We start from the raw sequence: 17,251 nt of genomic DNA on the forward strand, positions 1-17,251 counted from the left end.
CGCCACCAGGAGCGCTTCTTCGACGGCGGGGTCGAGCAGCTGCGCCCGCTGACCCAGCGCGGCGTGGCCGAAAGGGTCAGGCTCCACGAATCGACGGTGAGCCGGGTCACCGCCGGCAAGTTCCTCTCCTGCAGCCGGGGCAGCTTCGAGCTGCGCTTTTTCTTCGGCGCGGCACTGCATTCGCTCTCGGGCGGCGACGCCTTCGCCGCGGCCGCGGTGCAGAACCGCATCCGCCAGATCATCGTCGCCGAGGACAGGGTCCGCACCGTGTCCGACGATCGGATCGTGGCCATCCTGAACGGCGAGGGGATTGATATTGCGCGCCGCACCGTTGCGAAATACCGTGAAGGGATGGGCATACCCTCCTCCGTGCAACGTCGGCGCCGGCAGGCATCTCTTGGCGGAATCTAAACGGTTCCGCGCTAGGAGGTCCCGCCAGCCGCGGCGTTGACATCGAAGCGGGGCGCGTCCATAGGGTCCGCCCGCGGGCGGATCTGTCCCAATGCGACAACACAGGGGCACGACATGCGCATTCAGGTCAGCGGGAAACAGATCGGCATCGGCGACGCATTGCGCAGCCATGTCGAGGATCGTCTTCACGACGCGGTCGGCAAGTATTTCGACCGTCCGGTCGAGGCGGTCGTGACCTTCTCGCGCGATCGGCACGAATTCTGCTCCGACGCTTCGGTGCACCTGCCGACCGGGCTCACGGTCCAGGCGAAATCCCGCGCCGACGACATCTACGCCGCCTTCGAGGGTGCCGTGGACCGAATGGACAAGCAGCTGCGCCGCTACAAGCGGCGGCTGAAGGACCATCACCGGAACCGCGAGAACCCGATCGATTCCATCGGGGCGCAATCCTACATCCTCGCCGGCCAGGATCACGACGAGGCGGACGAGCCGGACACGCTGCAGCCGGTCATCGTGGCCGAGATGGAGACCTCGGTGCCGCATCTCTCGGTGGGCGAGGCGGTGATGCACATGGAACTGGCCGGCGCGCAGCTGCTGGTGTTCCGCAACGAAAAACACGGCGGCGTGAACGTCGTCTACATGCGCGACGACGGGAATATCGGCTGGATCGATCCCCGGAACGGTCGCTGAGGGCTGGAAATCGCGAAAGGGAGTCTCCTTCATGGAGCTGTCGGACATCATCGGCGTGGACGCCGTTCGGGCGCCGCTGAAGGCCACGAGCAAGAAGCGTCTGCTGCAGGATCTCGCGGAAATGGCTGAAACGGTCTACGGCCTGCCCGCCGCGACGGTCTACAAGTCCCTCATGGAGCGCGAAGGGCTCGGGCCGACCGGAGTCGGGCGGGGCGTGGCGATCCCCCATGCCCGCTTCGAGGGGGTCAATCGGGTGATCGGCCTCTTCGCGCGACTCGAGAAGCCGGTGGATTTCGAATCGATCGACCGCCAGCCGGTCGATCTGGTCTTCGCGCTCTTCGCGCCGGAATCGGCCGGTGCCGAGCATCTCAAGGCGCTTGCGCGCGTGTCGCGCACCCTGCGGAACGAAGCCGTTTGCGCCAAGCTGCGCTCGACCTTCGACCCCTCGGCGATCTTCGCGATCCTCACCGACGGCAAAGCCGAGCAGGCGGCCTGACCGGAGGCCGGTGAACCGGCGGCATCCGGCCTCCGGGAGATCGCTTCCGACCGGCGCCCGTCGCCCGTGGCGGTCCCGGTCAATCGACTTGCCCGGATGTCGCGTCAGAGCGCGAGCCGATAGCCCGCCGCTTCGGCGACGTGGCGTTTCTCCACCGGCTCCGAGGCTTCGAGATCGGCGATGGTGCGGGCGACGCGCAGGACGCGATGGTAGGCGCGCGCGCTCAGGCGGAACTTCCGGGCGATGTCGGCGAGCAGGGCGGCGGCGGCGGAACTCGGCGCCGCGATGTCCTGGAGCAGGTCGCCCTCGGCATCGGCGTTGAGCGCCACGTCCCCGAACTCGGCGAAGCGGTCGCGCTGGATCGCGCGGGCCTGCGCCACGCGCGCCGCTACGGTCGCGCTTGCCTCGCCCGGCACGACCGAAGCCAGGTCGCTCAGCGCGACCGGCGGCACGTCGATGCGCAGGTCGAAGCGGTCCATCAGCGGCCCGGAGATCCGCCCGAGATAATCGGCGCCGCAATCGGGAACCCGGGCGCAGGCGCGCGCCGCATCCGCGAGATGGCCGCAGCGGCAGGGGTTCGCCGCCGCCACCAGCATGAAGCGGCAGGGATAGCGCACATGGGCATTGGCGCGGGCCACCACCACGTCGCCGGTCTCGATCGGCTGGCGGAGCGTCTCCAGCACCGCGCGCGGGAATTCGGGCAGTTCGTCGAGGAAGAGCACGCCGTGATGCGCGAGGCTGATCTCGCCCGGCTTCGCGCTGCGGCCGCCGCCGACGATCGCCGCCATCGAGGCGGTGTGATGCGGCGTCCGGAAGGGCCGTCTGCGGCTGATGCCGCCCTCGTCGAGCAGGCCCGCCAGCGAATGGATCATCGAGGTTTCGAGCGCCTCGCCGGGATCGAGCGGCGGCAGGATGCCCGGAAGCCGCGCGGCGAGCATCGACTTGCCGCTGCCCGGCGGGCCGATCATCAGCAGGTGGTGCCGGCCGGCCGCGGCGATCTCGAGCGCCCGCTTGGCGCGTTCCTGGCCGCGGACGTCCCGCAGATCCTTGTCGGCGCCGCTGTCCGCGACGATCCCCGGCCGCGCCGGCGCGAGCACGGCGCGGCCGTTGAAATGGTTGACGAGCGCGAGCAGGGTCTTGGGCGCGATGACCTGCACCGCCTCGACCCAGGCGGCCTCGGCGCCGCAGGCCGCCGGACAGATCAGCCCGCAATCGGCCTCGGCTGCCGCGAGCGCGGCCGGCAGCGCGCCGATCACCGGCACCAGCGAGCCGTCGAGCGACAGCTCGCCCAGCGCCACCTGCGCGGCCACCGCATCGGCGGGCAGGACCTCCATCGCCGCGAGCACCGCGAGCGCGATGGGCAGGTCGAAATGCGACCCTTCCTTGGGCAGGTCGGCCGGCGAGAGATTGACCGTGATGCGCTTGGCGGGCAGGGCGAGCCCCATCGCGGTCATCGCCGCGCGCACCCGCTCGCGGGCTTCCGACACCGCCTTGTCCGGCAGGCCGACGAGGTTGAAGGCGGGCAGGCCGGCGGCGATGGCGCATTGCACCTCGACGAGGCGCGCCTCCACACCCTGAAATGCCACCGTATAGGCGCGCGCGACCATGTTCCTGCCCGGTTCGACCGGCGCGAGCCTTGCGCGCGGCGCCTTGCGTTTCGGTTAACGCGCGGTTTCGCTCAGGCGGGGCCGGGCCAGGGCCGCTCGGGCAGGTCGAGGTCGTAGCCCGGCTGGATCTTCGGCTCCGCCAGCCCCGCCCGGCGCCATTCCAGGAAGGCCGGATCCGCCAGATGCGCCGCGACATAGGTGCCCGCGGCCTCGCCGACCGGGAGCCCGTAGGTGGCGATGCGGGTGGCCACCGGCGCGAAGAAGACATCGGCGAGGCTGTAGGCGCCGAAGAGCCAGGGGCCGGCGGCACCGGCGGCGCGCCGCGCGAAGGCCCAGAGCTCCTCGATGCGCGCGAGATCGGCGCGCACGGGCTCGGAGGCGGCGAAGCCCACATAGCTGCGGCGCAGGTTCATCGGGCAGGCGGTGCGCAGGGCGGTGAAGCCGGAATGCATCTCGCCGACGAGCGCGCGGGCCAGCCCCCGGTGCCGCGGCGCCGAGGGCCACAGCGCGCGATCCGGGTGGCGCTCGGCGAGGGTCTCGGCCATCGCCAGGCTGTCCCAGACCAGCACCGCATCGCCGCCCTCGCCGAATCTCAGGGCGGGAACCAGCCGCGCCACCCCGAAGCCCGCGAGCATGGCGCGGAACTCGGGCGTATACATCGCCGCCTGGACCGGCGTCACCGGGATCGAGAACCGGGCGAACATCAGCCAGCCGCGCAGGGACCAGCTCGAATAGCTGCGGTCGCCGATCGCCAGCTCATAGGTCATCGGGACTCTCCTCCAAGGCTCCGCTCGCCCAGTCGGTGACGGATGCGGGCGGCGGGCGCAAGCCCCCGGCGACGCCCAGGCCCGCCGCCCGTCCTCGGCGCCGAAATGGAAACAATCCGTTTTCTTCGGCCCGGAATGATCCAGATGCCCGGTTCGTGCGTATTGATCTTGAGGACACGGGTGCGAGGCCGGGGTCGGCGCCGCACCGGAAGGCGGGAGGGCGCGAGGATGGCATTCGACGACACCGGCATCCGGACCGTGACCCGCCGCGCGATGGGCGCGGAGATGCTCGATGCCGAGACCGAGCTCGCCCTGGCGCGGGCCTGGCGCAACGCCGGCGACGAGAAGGCGCTGCACCGGCTGGTCAATGCCTATATGCGGCTGGCGATCTCCATGGCCTCGAAATACCGCCGCTACGGCGCGCCGATGCCCGACCTGATCCAGGAGGCCGGCGTCGGGCTGATGAAGGCGGCGGAGAAGTTCGACCCCGACCGCGGCGTGCGCTTCTCGACCTATGCGGTCTGGTGGATCAAGGCCTCGATCCAGGATTACGTGATGCGCAACTGGTCGATGGTGCGCACCGGATCGACCTCGTCGCAGAAATCGCTCTTCTTCAACCTGCGCCGGGTGCGCGCGAGGCTGGAGCGCGAGGCCGTCGCCAGCGGCGAGGTGCTCGACGGCCACCGACTGCGCGAGCTGATCGCCGAGGAGGTCGGGGTGCCCCTGCGGGACGTCGAGATGATGGACGCCCGGCTCGCGGGATCGGATTTCTCGCTCAACGCGCAGCAGGCCGGCGAGGAGGGGCGCGAGTGGATGGAGACGCTCGAGGACGAAGGGCCGCAGGCCGCGGAGACCGTGCCCCGCAACGAGGACATCGCCCGCGTCCGCGGCTGGCTCGCGGATGCGCTCGCCTCGCTCAACAAGCGCGAGCGCATGATCGTCGTGGAGCGCAAGCTGCGGGACGAGCCGCGCACGCTCGAAAGCCTCGGAAACGAGCTCGGCCTGAGCAAGGAGAGGATCCGCCAGCTCGAGGCCCAGGCCCTGGTCAAGCTGCGGCGCCGTCTCGAAAGCGTGACCGGCCCGGCCGCGGAAATGCTCGCCACGGCCTGAAACCGGGTGACCCGTTCCGGCACCCGTGCCATAGTGCGGGCGTCTGACGGAACGGGAATATCGATGAGACGCGTCCTCCTCGCGGTTTCGCTGGTCGTCCCGGCGATCGGCACCGCAAGCGACGGCGCGGCGCAATCCGCGGAGATCGCGGAGGCGGCGCGATCGGCCGAGATCGTCGTGCTCGGCGAGATTCACGACAATCCCGACCATCACCGGACCCAGGCCGAGATCGTCGCGGCGCTGCAGCCGGCGGCGCTGGTCTTCGAAATGATCCCGCAGCAATTCGAGGACGAGGTCAACCGTCTGCGCGCCGCGGGCGCCTCGCGCGACCAGATCGCCGAGGCGCTGGACTGGGACGACAGCGGCTGGCCCGATTTCGACATGTATGCGCCGATCATGGAGGCCGCGCCCGAGGCGCGGATCTTCGGCGGCGGCCAGCCCACGGCCGAGGTCCGCCGCGCCATGCTCGAAGGGGCCGCGGGGGTCTTCGGCCCCGATGCCGAGAAATACGGCCTCGACCAGCCGCTGCCGCCCGAGGAGATGGCCGCGCGGGAGGCGCTGATGCGCGCGGCCCATTGCGACGGCGTGCCGGCCGAGATGCTGCCCGGCCTCGTGGAGGCACAGCGCTTTCGCGACGCCGGGCTCGCGGATGCCGCGCTCTGGGCCCGCACCATGGCCGGCGGCGGCCCGGTCGTGGTCATCGCCGGCACCGGCCATGCCGACAAGCACCGCGGCATGCCCGCCCTCGTGGCGGTGGCCGAGCCGGGCGTGCGGGTCTTCGCGCTGGCGCAGGTCGAATCCGAGCCGGACGCCGCCGAGAGCGACGCCTTCGATGCGGTCGCCGTCGCCGCACCGCCGGATCGCGACGATCCCTGCGCGGCATTCGGCGCCCCCGGCGGATAGGCTGCCTCCGCCCTCTGCAGCGACTGCCGAGCCCATCGCTCGGCCCGTTCTTCGAGCGATCGATCGCCTTCCGGGGCACGCCGGAAATAGGGGCGCCGGTGCGCCTGTCCGGTCGCCCGACAGCCCTCCGAAGCCCCTACCCCCGGCAGGCCCTTGCAACCCGCGCGCCTTGGCGATTGAATTCCGCCACGCCATGAAGGCCGCAGCCGCGGCCCGGTCCGATGCGGGCGTGGTGAAACGGTAGACACATGGCACTTAAAATGCCTGGGGCGAAAGCCCGTGCCGGTTCGAATCCGGCCGCCCGCACCATTCCTCCTCAGGAGATAGATTCTGCGCAATCTCCGGCGAGCTAAGCCTCTGGAAATGCACTGTGGTGCATCTCGACCATCGTGAGATTGCGTGAAATCTATCTCCTGCCTGCGGTGTGAATCCGCGGTGCTTTGCAGTGCAAGCGCAAGGAAGAATGCAGTGCTGACTCAGGAAGATATCGATCGGCCGAACACAACCGGGCGCCGCGAGAAGCGGGGCGCAGGCAATGGGTTGTTCCTGTTGGTGACGCCCACGGGGCGGCGGTCCTGGGGCCTCACCTACAGATTCGAGGGCAAGGTGCGAACCCTGCCGATCGGCCGCTATCCGGGCATTTCCCAAGCCGAGGCCGCCTACCGGTGCGAGCAGGCGCGGGCGCAATTGGACCGGGGCGAAGATCCGGGCATGGTGTCAAAGCGGGCGCTGCGCGAGACCGCCAAGGCTGCCAAGGCCCGACGTTTCGATTCGGTTGCCCGTGAGTGGTTCGACCGGACGGTAGCGTCTCGGCGCGAGCCTCAATATGCCGCCCGTGTGTGGTCGCGGGTCGAGGCCGACCTGTTGCCCACACTTGGCCCGAAGGACGTGGCCGAAGTAGAGCCGGGTGACGTGCTGGCGGCCCTTCAGGCGATCGAGGCTCGAGATGCTGTTTATAGCGCACACGTGGTCGCCCGCTATGCCAGCGGCATCTTCCGCTATGCTAGGCTCGCCCTTGGACTGAAGCACAACCCAGCGGAAGGGATTAGCGGCGCCCTCCTGCCAGTGCCTAAGGCGGTGGGGCAGCCCAGCTTGGCGCCGGACAAGGTCGCGTTCTTCATGGGCGCCCTTATCCGGCCGCATGAAGACGACGAGCTGACCCGCCTTGGCCTTAGGCTGGTAATGCACACGGTGCTCCGGTCAAACGAGCTCCGCGGCGGACGGTGGCCGGAGATCAAGGGCGATGAATGGCATGTGCCCGCGGAGCGGATGAAGATGAAGCGTCCGCATGTGGTGCCTCTCAGTCGGCAGGCAGCCGCGTTGGTGGCCCGGCTTCGCGAGATCAGCGGCAAAGGAGTCCTCATGTTCCCGGGCCGGCGGCCGGGGCACCCGATCAGCGAGAACACGCTTCTGTTCGCGATCTATGGCATGGGCTTCAAGGGGCGCGCATCCGTGCACGGGTGGCGCGCAACCTTCAGCACATGGGCGCATGAGTCTGCCCGCTGGCCCTCTGAATGGATCGAGGCTTGCCTCGCCCACGTCGACAAGAACACGGTGCGTAGCGCCTACAATCGGCAAACCTGGTTCGCGCAGCGCCGCGAGATCATGCAGGCGTGGTCGGATTGGCTGGACCTGCAGGCGGATCTCGGGGAGTTGTTCTGAAAGAGACTTGAGTGAGAACGATTGGCCGGAACTACCGGCCAATCGGAGGCATTCACCACTACCGCATGAGACCGCGGAGGGCATTCTGCTGGTTGCACGGGGGCATCAGCGTGTGGATAAGCTCGGACTCGATCCGCAGGCGTTCGGAGTCGTCAAACGTGAAATAGACTCCGATGTGAGTTGCGCCGCGATCTCGGGCGCGTTTCATCCTGTCGTGGCTCCCAAGTCCAGCGTAGACGCGATCGTGGAACGATTGCGTCTCGCCAACATAGAGTGCCTCCCAGCGGTTGGGCGAGGTGGCCCGAGCCGCAATGTACACCCCGGAGAGCGGCAGGAACGGCACGCCCCAAGGGTGGAGCTCGAAGCTGTAGGAGCGTCCAGACGCCCCGGTACACGTGACACTAGTCATACTCTGTCCTCCTTGCTGAGCCAGAAGGACTTGACCGCGTGAGTCACTCCATGCGAGAATCGCAGGGTGATCACACGTTCCGGCCCTTCCAGGCTGGACACTTTCCAAATGGCCGCATCCCGTGCCTGGGATGCGGCCAACTTTATTGTCGGGAATGACTCTGTTCACGTCAAGCGTTTGGGTGTCGATTCCCGTAAACCAATACATCTGGTGCCGCTAAAGCGGCCTTTTTTCTAGCCTAGGCTAGCTAGAAATCCCGGGGTTCCACTTGCAGCCAAGGCCAGAGCGACGCTGATTCGCGTGTTGCCGGGTCAGTTGGCGAGCCGCAGCGCCACCGTCGCCGAAGGATTGCCCGCCGCCTCGAAGGCGTGCCCGAGAAGCGGGTTTGCGCCGGAATCGTCGTCGCTGGTGGCGAGGCTCGCCCCCGCATCCCAATAGACCGCGCCGCCAACGGCGAGGGCATCGGCCGCGACCTTGGCGACCCGGAACACGCCCTCGAGCGCCACGTCGAGCTTTTCGCCGGTCGCGGCCGCCCCGAGGGCGCCGGCAAACACCACGTCGCCCGAGGCGACATCGCCCGCAGCGGTCATGGTGATGATATTCCCGTTCTGAATGAAGTTCTTGGCCATGGGTCAGGTCCCTTTGCTGGTAGTGCAGCGGATGACAACCGGCCTGGGGCCGCGCTGAGCCGCTGCGATTTCAGAGTCGATGAAGGCGATTGCCGCCTTCATCTCGGAGTCGGTGCGATATTCGACCTCTTCGCCGGAGGCGTCTCGGACGCGCCGCACACCGCTGGCCCGCGCCGATAGCAGCGCGGACCGATGGGCTTGAAGCTCGGCGAGCGTCGCCACTATGCGCCCGCGTTGCGGTAGGCGCCGCGCCAATCGGTCGCGGCCACCGCGAAGTCGAGCACCACCCGGAACTCCCGCCCCAGCACCTCGAAGCCGTCGCGGCTCGAGATCTGCGGGCCGGGAGCGCTCGCCAGGTGGCCGAGGAGGAGCACCGGCACCTCTCCGGGCGCCGCGAAGACGAACCAATCATCTCCCGAGATCCGAGGTTCCACCGCGAGGGTGATCTTCCCGGAGAAGGGGTTTACCGCGTCCGTCTCCGTCGGGTGGATGGCCGCAAGGAACTTCTCGGCCTCGGTTTCGATCTCCGGCCCGACCACCAGATATTTCGGGGTGACGGCGATGCGCTCGCCGGTGATTCCGGTCTGCGAGCGCATCGCCAGCCGGGCCGCCGAGATACTGGTCTCGCCGATCGCTGCCGGGGTGTCCGCGAGGTTGCCATGATCGGCATGGAACAGCGCCTTGCCGTCGCCCATGACGGGATTGCCGAGGAGCAGCGCGGCGAGGGCTGCGTTTTCCGTTTCGGCCGCTGCCCGGCCAAGTTCCGCCGTGACGCGGCCGAATGCGCCGAGATCGTCGTTGACCAGAGCTTTCCGGGTCAGGCTGAAGAGCTTGCCGAAGGTCTTCAGCTGCCAGGACTCTTTGGCCTCAGCCGTCGTGGTCGCGGTGATCTCGCCGTTTTCTGTCACTTCGGCGAGCTCGCCCATGCCGCCGATCGAAAGCACATCCTGCGGCCGGAAGTCGGAGGCCGTGACGCGCTGCGCCAGCATCTTCAGCGGCGACGCTGCCACGTCATAGGCGCCCCGCAGCGTGCGGTTGCCCGCGCCGGTCAGGAGCGCCGGAAAGTCGCTGGTGCCGTGCATCGCGCGGTGGAGCACGCCCTCGCGAGACATGACCCCGAGGCTCGTCTCACCGGCCGCCCGCAGCGCAAGGGCCGCGTGCTCGGCGAAGCCGAAACCCATGAACTGCCGCGCGCCGTCCGACGGCTCGGCACCGGACATGCGGCAGGCGAGCGCCTCATCGCGAAGCCGATAGTCGGCTGCAGGATCCTCGCTGCCGGTCGGCGCGGCGTGGGCGCGGATGATCGGCAGCGAGGATCCTGCAGCCGGGCTTTCGACCGGCGGCGGGTTCGGACTCGCCTCGGGTTCGTTGGTGTTCTGCTCGAGGGGCATGGCCTCACTCCTGATTTTCGCTCGGGGATCGGCCGGCAGCCCGACCAGACTCAATTCAACAAGCTCGCCGGCTGCGGCGGTCTTCGTGCGGCGGCCGGAGGCGTCGCGCCCCTCAACCCACCTGGTGACGCGGTATCCGATCGACACTGCGGCAATGACGCCCTCTGCTACCTTTGTCCGCGTGTCGGCAACGGAGTCTGCGGCCGATAGTTGAACCTCGCCCGTGATGGCCTCGCCTTCCCGCCGGGCCGCGATGACGGTCCCGACGGCAGAGTCCGTCGTATGGCGATGGTCGAGGAAGACTGTGCGACCCACCAGATCGGCCGGGTCGAAACCGGCAAGGTCGACCTGCTCCAGAAACGGCCCGATCGCGTCGCGCATGGCCCGCGGGCTGCCGGCGCTGAAGGTCGCGCTGAAGATCCGAGTTTCGGGATCATAGCTGCCGGCCGCGCGGATGCAGATTTCCGGTCTCACTTCACGACTCCTTCTGGCCGAGTGCAGACGGGCCGAAGGCGAGCCCTAGGGAAGCCTCGCGGGCGCGGTCGTCTGCAATCTCGCGGTCTAGCTCCGCAACCGACCATCCGCGCTCCGCCACCGCCTTGGCGCGCGACGTGAGGCCGGCGGAGATCTCAGCGACGGTCGCTTGAACGTCTTTTGCAGGATCCACCTGAACCGGCTTCGGCGGCAGCCATTGCACCGGCACATCACCGACCACGCGCCGCCAGAGCGGTGTGAGGAGTTGAGGGACGATCGCGTTGTATTGGGTTGCCTCAACGCGGCGATAAAACGGGATCAGAGCCGCTCTGGCGGAGCTGTAGTTGACGCTCGTCATATCGCCCGAAAGCATCCACTCGGGAACGCCGAGGCCGGCCGCAATCTGTTGAAGGCTGGATCTGATGAAGCTGCCGGACTCCGCCACCTGCTGCGGAGAATGCATGTGGAACTCTTCGCCGAACTTTAGGCGCAGGACGGTTCCGGGTTCCATGCTCGGAGTCCCGTCGTCAAAGGCCGACTCCGAGCCTCCGTTGGCAGTCGTATCGCTAATGGTGCCGACCATCATTGCGGCGACAGAGGCGCCCATAAGCAACGCGTCGCGATATTTGGCGTATTCGTTCGCCGCGAGCAGACATGGCGCCGTCCAAGGAATTCCGCGCACCTGCCCGCCGCCCAGCGGCTTGAAGATGTGCAAGATTTGCTCGGCGGGCACGCGAACCGGCGCGAGATAGACCGTCGTCAAGCCCGGGCGCCGCGGGTGAACGTGGTAGGCGACGCGCCGCCCCATGCGATCGAACTCGACGCCCGAAACGATGTAGCCGCCGCCGGGCAGGCCATCACGGGAGTCGCTGTCCAAATGGTCAATGGGCAGGACGCTAACCCGGAGCCCGTCGGGCGTTTCGAGCACCTGGAGCATAACCTCGCCGGCAGTGACCATTTCCCACGCCAGGACCTCGCCGATCCCATTGAAGTCTGTTCTGGCCTCCATATCCGCGACGGCGCACCATGCGTCCCAAATGGCCACGGCCTCGGGCTCGGCGGTCGGCACTATGCCCGTTCCCCAAAGCGCCGCGACGATGTTGCCAATCCCGTTGGCGATGTTCGGATCATTGTGGGCAGCGTGACGCGAGCGCGCCCGCAGCCGGGCGCCGCCGGCTGCGATCTCAGCATTCAGATCGCCAAAGCTGGGAAAGGCCGCTGGACCACCGCGGCGCCCTCCGGTAGCGGCCTCAAAGCTGCGCCGCAGCACGTCGCGGCCGGTGGCTGCAGGCCGCTGCTCGGGGCGGCGGAAAATGCGATCTATCAGGCTCACTCGGCCTCCTTCCGCGGAAGGAGCGGTTGCCAAACGCCCCCTAGCTCAACGCTGAGGCATGACTCCACATCTTCGGCGACGGGTGACACAGATTCCGCGTAACCGGCCGCGGACCGCCCGTCGCGATATGCCAGGATTCGGAACTGCATGCTCCGACCGCCGAGCACGCCCTGAAACGCCTTGGCGCTTCCGTAGCGCCCGCGCTCCGCGGTATCGAGCGCATCGCGAATCCTCGAAACTGTTTGGCCCTGCTTGACAAGGGCGAGCGCGACGCAAGCTCGCAACCATTCAAGTTCCGCAAATATCTTTGTCCCTCGACCGTCCACTACGGCAGCGGGGCGCAGAATGCCGGCCTCCGGGCTCGCGAAGTGTCGCAACAGCCGAAGGCCATCCGGGCGCAGCCCCAGAAGGTCCGCAAGTTCAGGAAGCGTGATGGCAACAGGGGTTCTTCTCATGGCGAGAAAATACACACTCCCGACCCATTCTGTCAAGCCTTGACAGAGATACAGGAGTCCGTTCAACTATTTATGGTTCCAGGATATCCTAGAACGTGTTATTCGTATGATTGCATCTTCGAAAGGACCGTGAGAGGGCCTTAGACATCAGGAGGGCGGGCAGTGAGCAAGAGACAGACTCTTAAGGGGCTTGTGCGCGACCCGCGCTACTTCGCGTTCTTGCGCGAATACCTGGAGAATCCCCCGGATTCGACCAAACTACCGTCGGACTATGCGCGGTTGCCGGTCGGGGAGCGGGCGCGTCGCTACGCGGGCTGCATGTGCAGATTTCCGAGTTGGCATCAGATTTTTCACTAGACCAGCGGTCAAAAGAAAGCCGGCGACCCCACAACAGGCCGCCGGCTTAGTTAACATCTACACCACCAAGGGAAGTGTGACATAGTGAAGGAAGCAAGTCAATTCGATCTGGACGAATATCTTGAAGATATTCTCGGCTCATCTGCGAAAGTGGTTCCGTTTCGCAAGGTCGCTACTTTCACAGAACTTGCAAAACTAAGCCGCTGCGTTGCCGTTCCGGAGCCGCGCCCATGGAACGCGATGCCTTCGGATGCCCCGTCGCCGCAAGACATGGTGCGATGGTTGAACAAGCTGGATCTCGATCGGTCACAACCGAAGGCCGGCGCCGGAAAGAAGGCCCAGGCACGCCTCCCCAGGATCAAATCCACCCTGCCGAATGTGCGCGCGATCCTGAAAAATGACGCCAGGCTAGCCGGGCGCATCGGCTTCAATGAGTTGGCGCAATGTGTCGTGTTCATGGCCGAACCGACCCCGGTCAATTGGTCGAAGTCCTTTCAGTTTGATGCGCCCCATTGGATCATGAACAATAGCGAGGACCGGCAGAACGGGCGCCGTTGGACCGACGCGCATACCAATGATCTGCGGACGCTCCTGGAAATGCCCGGCCCTTGGGGGCCGCCCTACGGATACGGGTTGAGGGTCAGCGACCGCGATATTCAAGCCGCCATTGATGCCGTGGCGCGCGAGAACACTTTCCATCCCGTTCGGGACTACCTTTCAGGACTGACATGGCAAGGCTACGGCGTTGCTCGCGGGGAAGTCGAGACGCTGTTTATCGACTACCTCGGATGCCCCGATGACGATTACCACCGGGAGGCCGCCCTTCTCTTTATGATCGGCGCCGTGGTTCGCGTTTTCGAGCCGGGCCATAAATTCGACTATGTGCCGATCCTGGAAGGTATGCAGGGCGCCGGCAAGTCGACGTTCATCAACACGTTAGGCGGCGCGTGGTTCGGCGAAATGACGCCTGATTTCCATGACAATCAGCGTGTGATGGAGTCCCTGCGCGGCAAGTGGATCCTGGAGCTCCCCGAGCTCAACGGCTTTTCCAGGGCAGACGTGACCACGTTAAAGGCCGCGGTCACGAGGACCCATGACCGGGGGCGAGCGGCCTATGCGCGCAACGTCGAAGAGATTCCGCGGTCTTGCGTGTTCATGGGGTCCACCAATGAGGATGATTACCTTCGCGATGCGACCGGCGGCCGGCGCTTCTGGCCGATCGCCTGCCAAAAGGACGATGGTGAAATCGACATTGGCGCGCTCCGCGGCGAAGTGGATCAACTGTGGGCGGAGGCCGTGCATATCTACCGCGATTTGCGCCGCAAGACTCCGAATGGCCCGTTGCCCCTCTACATGATGAACGAGCGCGCGGAGCGAATTGCCAAAGAGTTACAAGAGACGCGCCGCGCCGATCTTCCCGAAGACATTCTGGCCGGCGAAATTGCCGCGGTCCTAGACGGACTTCGGGAAGACGATCTGGACGATAGTCCCGATGCGCCGCTTCGCAATTCGGTATGCATCAAAGAGGTGTGGTGCGACCTGCTCGGGCGAGATCCGAAGGCCCTGGAGGCCCGCGGAACGCCTCACATGGTCGGGAAAGCACTCCGCCGCGCTGGATGGAGTCCGGGCGCGGCGAGCCGATGTGCGAAATATGGGGTTCAGAAACGCTTCTATCGGAGGCCCGCGTGACCGTTACCATGGCGCCCGGGGGTGTTACCGCCCCTGTTACCGCCGCGCTCAGGCCGGTAACAGCGCCCGTTACCACTCGCCGAGATCCGACCGAGGCGGTAACAGGGGCGGTAACAGGGAATCCCATTGCGAATCAATCGCTTACTGTGCCTGTTACCACTGTTACCAGTGTTACTAGGGAATCCAACATTCTCGCCAAGTCGAAGGAAGATGGACTGTGGTGCATCTCGCTCGGCGAAGATGGACTGTGCTGCATCTCACGACTCCGCGCGACGCCTCCATGGAAACGGCGATTTGGCGGTAACAGTGGTAACAGGGCATCAAGGCTAGCGCCTCCGCCCATGGCAACCCGCAGAGATGCGCTACACCCCAAACAGCCGGGCAATCATCCTCAGCGTTTCGCCTATCGACCACGCGAGCTTTCGCACATCGCATCCCCCGATTCCCGATCGGCAATCTATTGCAGCGCCGCGCATCGAGCATCGGCCACGCTTGGGCATGGTGAACGGGCGCCATGGGTCCTTCCCCCGGCGACGTGGAGCGGGGAACGCTGACCCCAGGCCTTCATCCGCTGAAAAAGAATTCGGAATCTAATACATGAGTCTTGACCCCGACCTTGATGCCTATCTTGCCGACATCCTCGGGACGGCAGCACCGCCGAAGCGCAGCCGTGGCCGCCCGAAAGCCGAGCGGCCGGAAGATCTCGAATTGAAGGCCGCTCGCACGCGGGCAGCGAACGCATCCGCTGCCCTAGCCGAGATGAAGCGCGAAATCTCGTCCGGCGCATTGGTGCGGCGCGAGGACGTTGCCGCAACATGGGCCGCGATCATGACGGACCTGCGCGCGGCCCTGCTGGGCATCCCGTCCCGGCTCGATTGCGATCCCGACACCCGCGCCGCCGTCGACCGGGAGCTTCGCGACACGCTGACTCGCGTTGCCGATCATGCTTGAGCTTCGCCGCGAAACCCTCGCCCTTCTGCGGCCGCCGCCACGTCTCGACCTGGGGGAGTGGATCGAATCCAACATCAGCTTGCCGGCAGCGATCGCGGCGGTTCCCGGCCGGGTCCGCCTGAGCCCGCAACAGCGCGGCATCGCTCGCAGCATGGGCGATCCCGACGTTCCCCGCGTCACGGTGCTAAAGAGCGCCCGCGTGGGCTACTCGACCCTTCTCGGTGGCTACATCGCCTATCGGGCCTCCTGCGCTCCGGGCGCGCTTTTGGCGGTCCTGCCGGCCGAGTCCGACGCCCGGACCTTCATCGCCAGCCTGCTTGAGCCGATCGTGGACTCGAGCCCCGCCGTCCGCGGCGTGCTCGATCGCGACCTAACCGGGCGCGACAACATGACATTCCGGGCCTTCCCCGGCGGGAACCTCCGTGTGGTGAGCGCCGGGGCGCCGCGGAACCTCCGCGCAGTCTATGCCGATACCGTCATCTTCGATGAAACCGACGCATTCCCGATTGATTCAGGTGGCGAGGGCGACCCCGTGAAGCTCGCAGAACGCCGGGCCTTCACGGCGACCCGGCCGAAGCTCATCCTTGGCAGCACGCCGGTTGACGAGGCCACGTCGCGCGTCTGGCGGGAATGGCAGGCTTCGGATCAGCGGGTCTTCGAGGCGCGGTGCCCGCATTGCTCCGAGTTCGCGGAAATCACCTGGTCCGGCATTACCTGGTTACCCGACCGCCCTGATACTGCCTTCTGGACCTGCCCGGCGAACGGCTGCGCGGTGCATGAGGGCGCCGAGAAGCGGACTGCCATTGAGGCGGGCCGCTGGCGGGCAACCCGGCCGGAGGTGGTCGGGCACCATGGCTACCGGCTCAACGCCCTCTCAAGCCTGCTCCCCGCCGCCGCGTGGCCGCTCCTGGGCACGGAGTGGCTTGAGGCGAAGAAGGCGCCCGAGACGTTGCGCGTTTTCGTCAATACGCTACTGGGCGAGGTTTGGCGCGATGCCGACACCGGCCCGGATGAACATGAGCTCGCCGCCCGCGCCGAACCGATCGGGCTTGATCGGATGCCGGCCGAAATCCTGTGGCTGACCGCTGGAGTCGATGTTCAAGACGACCGTCTCGAGGTTGCCATTGTGGGCCATCAGCGTGACGGGGAGGCCGCTGTGCTCGCTCACCGCGTCCTTTGGGGGCCGATAGACTGTGATGCCGTGTGGCGCGACCTGGACGACCTCTTGCGCGAGACATGGGCGCATCCGACTGCCGGCGCCCGTATCGGCATTGCCGCAGCGGCCGTCGACGGATCAGACGTCGATCATTTGCCGCACGTCGACGCCTTCTGCCGCGGGCGCTTCGGCCGGCGAGTGGTTCGCATCAAAGGCGCAGCGGGTTTCACTCGCGCGCCTTTCCAGCGCTCAACTCAGAAGGGGGCACCCTGGTACATTGTCGGGGTGGATGGCCTGAAGGCGGCACTACTGAACCGCCTGGGGCGCCCCGGCATGGTGCGCTTTTCGGATAGCCTCGGGCCGGAGTTTTTCGAGCAATTGTGCTCCGAGCACTTGGTTACGAAATATAGCCGGGGCCGGCCCGTTCGGAGATTCGAGCGGCTTAAGGGCGCTCGCGCCGAGGCGCTCGACGCGACGGTTTATGCGCTGGCGGTCAAGACCCTGATCGGGCAGCCTGTAGACGCCCGCGAGGCCGAACTTGCGACACAGGCTGCACCTAAGCCCGCGCCGCGGGTTGCCCGTTCGCAGTGGATGGAGCGCTGATATTGGAGGGTGAAAAATTGAACAGTAATTTCAAGCCAGGGGAATTGGTGAAGCGGAAGGGAAAGGTCGGACTCCCCATGATGCGCGTGGTTGAAACCAAGAACGGGCAGGTGATCTGTTCGGACCTTAAAGGGCGCAACAGGGAAGCATTTGACCCT

Annotated in this window: 14 protein-coding genes, 1 tRNA gene and 1 pseudogene; 10 read left to right on the plus strand and 6 right to left on the minus strand. The window is 66.6% G+C overall.

What is annotated here, in order from left to right; all coding sequences use genetic code 11:
- The 3 genes and pseudogenes from V7050_RS00005 to V7050_RS00015 all read left to right on the plus strand — a co-directional run.
- A pseudogene (locus V7050_RS00005) lies at positions 1-411 on the plus strand (RNA polymerase factor sigma-54); the annotation flags it as partial.
- Between the two features lie 114 nt (positions 412-525).
- Positions 526-1,101: a ribosome hibernation-promoting factor, HPF/YfiA family gene (hpf, locus tag V7050_RS00010; RefSeq protein WP_324364630.1), complete on the plus strand. Its 576-nt coding sequence runs from the start codon at positions 526-528 to the stop codon at positions 1,099-1,101.
- A gap of 31 nt (positions 1,102-1,132) precedes the next feature.
- A complete protein-coding gene (locus tag V7050_RS00015; protein WP_324364628.1) occupies positions 1,133-1,597 on the plus strand; it encodes a PTS sugar transporter subunit IIA in 465 nt (154 codons plus the stop codon).
- Between the two features lie 104 nt (positions 1,598-1,701).
- Here V7050_RS00015 and V7050_RS00020 read toward each other — a convergent pair whose 3' ends face one another.
- Together V7050_RS00020 and V7050_RS00025 are read right to left on the minus strand one after the other, a co-directional pair.
- The gene (locus tag V7050_RS00020) at positions 1,702-3,204 is read right to left on the minus strand and encodes a YifB family Mg chelatase-like AAA ATPase (RefSeq protein ID WP_324364626.1); all 1,503 of its coding nucleotides are present in this window, start codon (positions 3,202-3,204) and stop codon (positions 1,702-1,704) included.
- Between the two features lie 71 nt (positions 3,205-3,275).
- Entirely contained in the window at positions 3,276-3,971 is a 696-nt protein-coding gene (locus tag V7050_RS00025) for a glutathione S-transferase (protein ID WP_324364624.1), read from the minus strand.
- Between the two features lie 228 nt (positions 3,972-4,199).
- Here V7050_RS00025 and V7050_RS00030 point away from each other — a divergent pair, with 228 nt between their 5' ends.
- The 4 genes from V7050_RS00030 to V7050_RS00045 all read left to right on the plus strand — a co-directional run bounded on the left by V7050_RS00030 (position 4,200) and on the right by V7050_RS00045 (position 7,646).
- On the plus strand, positions 4,200-5,081 hold the full coding sequence (locus V7050_RS00030; RefSeq protein ID WP_324364622.1) for an RNA polymerase factor sigma-32: 882 nt from the start codon (positions 4,200-4,202) through the stop codon (positions 5,079-5,081).
- A 63-nt stretch (positions 5,082-5,144) separates the two neighbouring features.
- Positions 5,145-5,984: a ChaN family lipoprotein gene (locus V7050_RS00035; protein WP_324373656.1), complete on the plus strand. Its 840-nt coding sequence runs from the start codon at positions 5,145-5,147 to the stop codon at positions 5,982-5,984.
- A gap of 223 nt (positions 5,985-6,207) precedes the next feature.
- Positions 6,208-6,293 (plus strand) — tRNA-Leu (locus tag V7050_RS00040).
- 159 nt (positions 6,294-6,452) lie between these two features.
- Entirely contained in the window at positions 6,453-7,646 is a 1,194-nt protein-coding gene (locus V7050_RS00045) for a tyrosine-type recombinase/integrase (RefSeq protein WP_324364618.1), read from the plus strand.
- 720 nt (positions 7,647-8,366) lie between these two features.
- Here the strand turns inward: V7050_RS00045 and V7050_RS00050 are convergent.
- From V7050_RS00050 to V7050_RS00065, 4 genes are read right to left on the minus strand one after another with little or no spacing between them, the layout of a single operon-like run.
- The gene (locus V7050_RS00050) at positions 8,367-8,684 is read right to left on the minus strand and encodes a DUF2190 family protein (protein WP_324364616.1); all 318 of its coding nucleotides are present in this window, start codon (positions 8,682-8,684) and stop codon (positions 8,367-8,369) included.
- A 3-nt stretch (positions 8,685-8,687) separates the two neighbouring features.
- On the minus strand, positions 8,688-8,906 hold the full coding sequence (locus V7050_RS00055) for a phage head-tail joining protein (protein WP_324364614.1): 219 nt from the start codon (positions 8,904-8,906) through the stop codon (positions 8,688-8,690).
- Positions 8,906-10,549, minus strand: a complete 1,644-nt coding sequence (locus V7050_RS00060; RefSeq protein WP_324364612.1) for a phage major capsid protein — start codon at positions 10,547-10,549, stop codon at positions 8,906-8,908. The genes V7050_RS00055 and V7050_RS00060 overlap by 1 nt, the downstream gene beginning before the upstream one ends.
- Position 10,550: 1 nt before the next feature.
- On the minus strand, positions 10,551-11,882 hold the full coding sequence (locus V7050_RS00065) for a phage portal protein (RefSeq protein ID WP_324364610.1): 1,332 nt from the start codon (positions 11,880-11,882) through the stop codon (positions 10,551-10,553).
- A gap of 896 nt (positions 11,883-12,778) precedes the next feature.
- Here V7050_RS00065 and V7050_RS00070 point away from each other — a divergent pair.
- From V7050_RS00070 to V7050_RS00080, 3 genes are all read left to right on the plus strand, one after another.
- Positions 12,779-14,383 carry a virulence-associated E family protein gene (locus V7050_RS00070; RefSeq protein WP_324364608.1) on the plus strand — a complete coding sequence of 535 codons (1,605 nt, stop codon included), beginning with the start codon at positions 12,779-12,781 and terminating at the stop codon, positions 14,381-14,383.
- 597 nt (positions 14,384-14,980) lie between these two features.
- Entirely contained in the window at positions 14,981-15,334 is a 354-nt protein-coding gene (locus V7050_RS00075; RefSeq protein WP_324364606.1) for a hypothetical protein, read from the plus strand.
- Positions 15,327-17,093 (plus strand): phage terminase large subunit family protein, encoded by a 1,767-nt coding sequence (locus V7050_RS00080; protein ID WP_324364604.1) that lies wholly within the window; start codon positions 15,327-15,329, stop codon positions 17,091-17,093. Before V7050_RS00075 ends, V7050_RS00080 begins: the two co-directional genes overlap by 8 nt.
- Positions 17,094-17,251: the final 158 nt, after the last annotated feature.

The sequence above is a fragment of the Amaricoccus sp. genome, assembly GCF_036846665.1.
Taxonomy (GTDB): Bacteria; Pseudomonadota; Alphaproteobacteria; order Rhodobacterales; family Rhodobacteraceae; genus Amaricoccus.

Bases quoted from the DNA above. Each gene is read 5' to 3' on its own strand.
- hpf (WP_324364630.1), top strand. From the start codon at position 526: ATGCGCATTCAGGTCAGCGGGAAACAGATCGGCATCGGCGACGCATTG.
- V7050_RS00015 (WP_324364628.1), top strand. From the start codon at position 1,133: ATGGAGCTGTCGGACATCATCGGCGTGGACGCCGTTCGGGCGCCGCTG.
- V7050_RS00020 (WP_324364626.1), bottom strand. From the start codon at position 3,204: ATGGTCGCGCGCGCCTATACGGTGGCATTTCAGGGTGTGGAGGCGCGC.
- V7050_RS00025 (WP_324364624.1), bottom strand. From the start codon at position 3,971: ATGACCTATGAGCTGGCGATCGGCGACCGCAGCTATTCGAGCTGGTCC.
- V7050_RS00030 (WP_324364622.1), top strand. From the start codon at position 4,200: ATGGCATTCGACGACACCGGCATCCGGACCGTGACCCGCCGCGCGATG.
- V7050_RS00035 (WP_324373656.1), top strand. From the start codon at position 5,145: ATGAGACGCGTCCTCCTCGCGGTTTCGCTGGTCGTCCCGGCGATCGGC.
- V7050_RS00050 (WP_324364616.1), bottom strand. From the start codon at position 8,684: ATGGCCAAGAACTTCATTCAGAACGGGAATATCATCACCATGACCGCT.
- V7050_RS00075 (WP_324364606.1), top strand. From the start codon at position 14,981: ATGAGTCTTGACCCCGACCTTGATGCCTATCTTGCCGACATCCTCGGG.
- V7050_RS00080 (WP_324364604.1), top strand. From the start codon at position 15,327: ATGCTTGAGCTTCGCCGCGAAACCCTCGCCCTTCTGCGGCCGCCGCCA.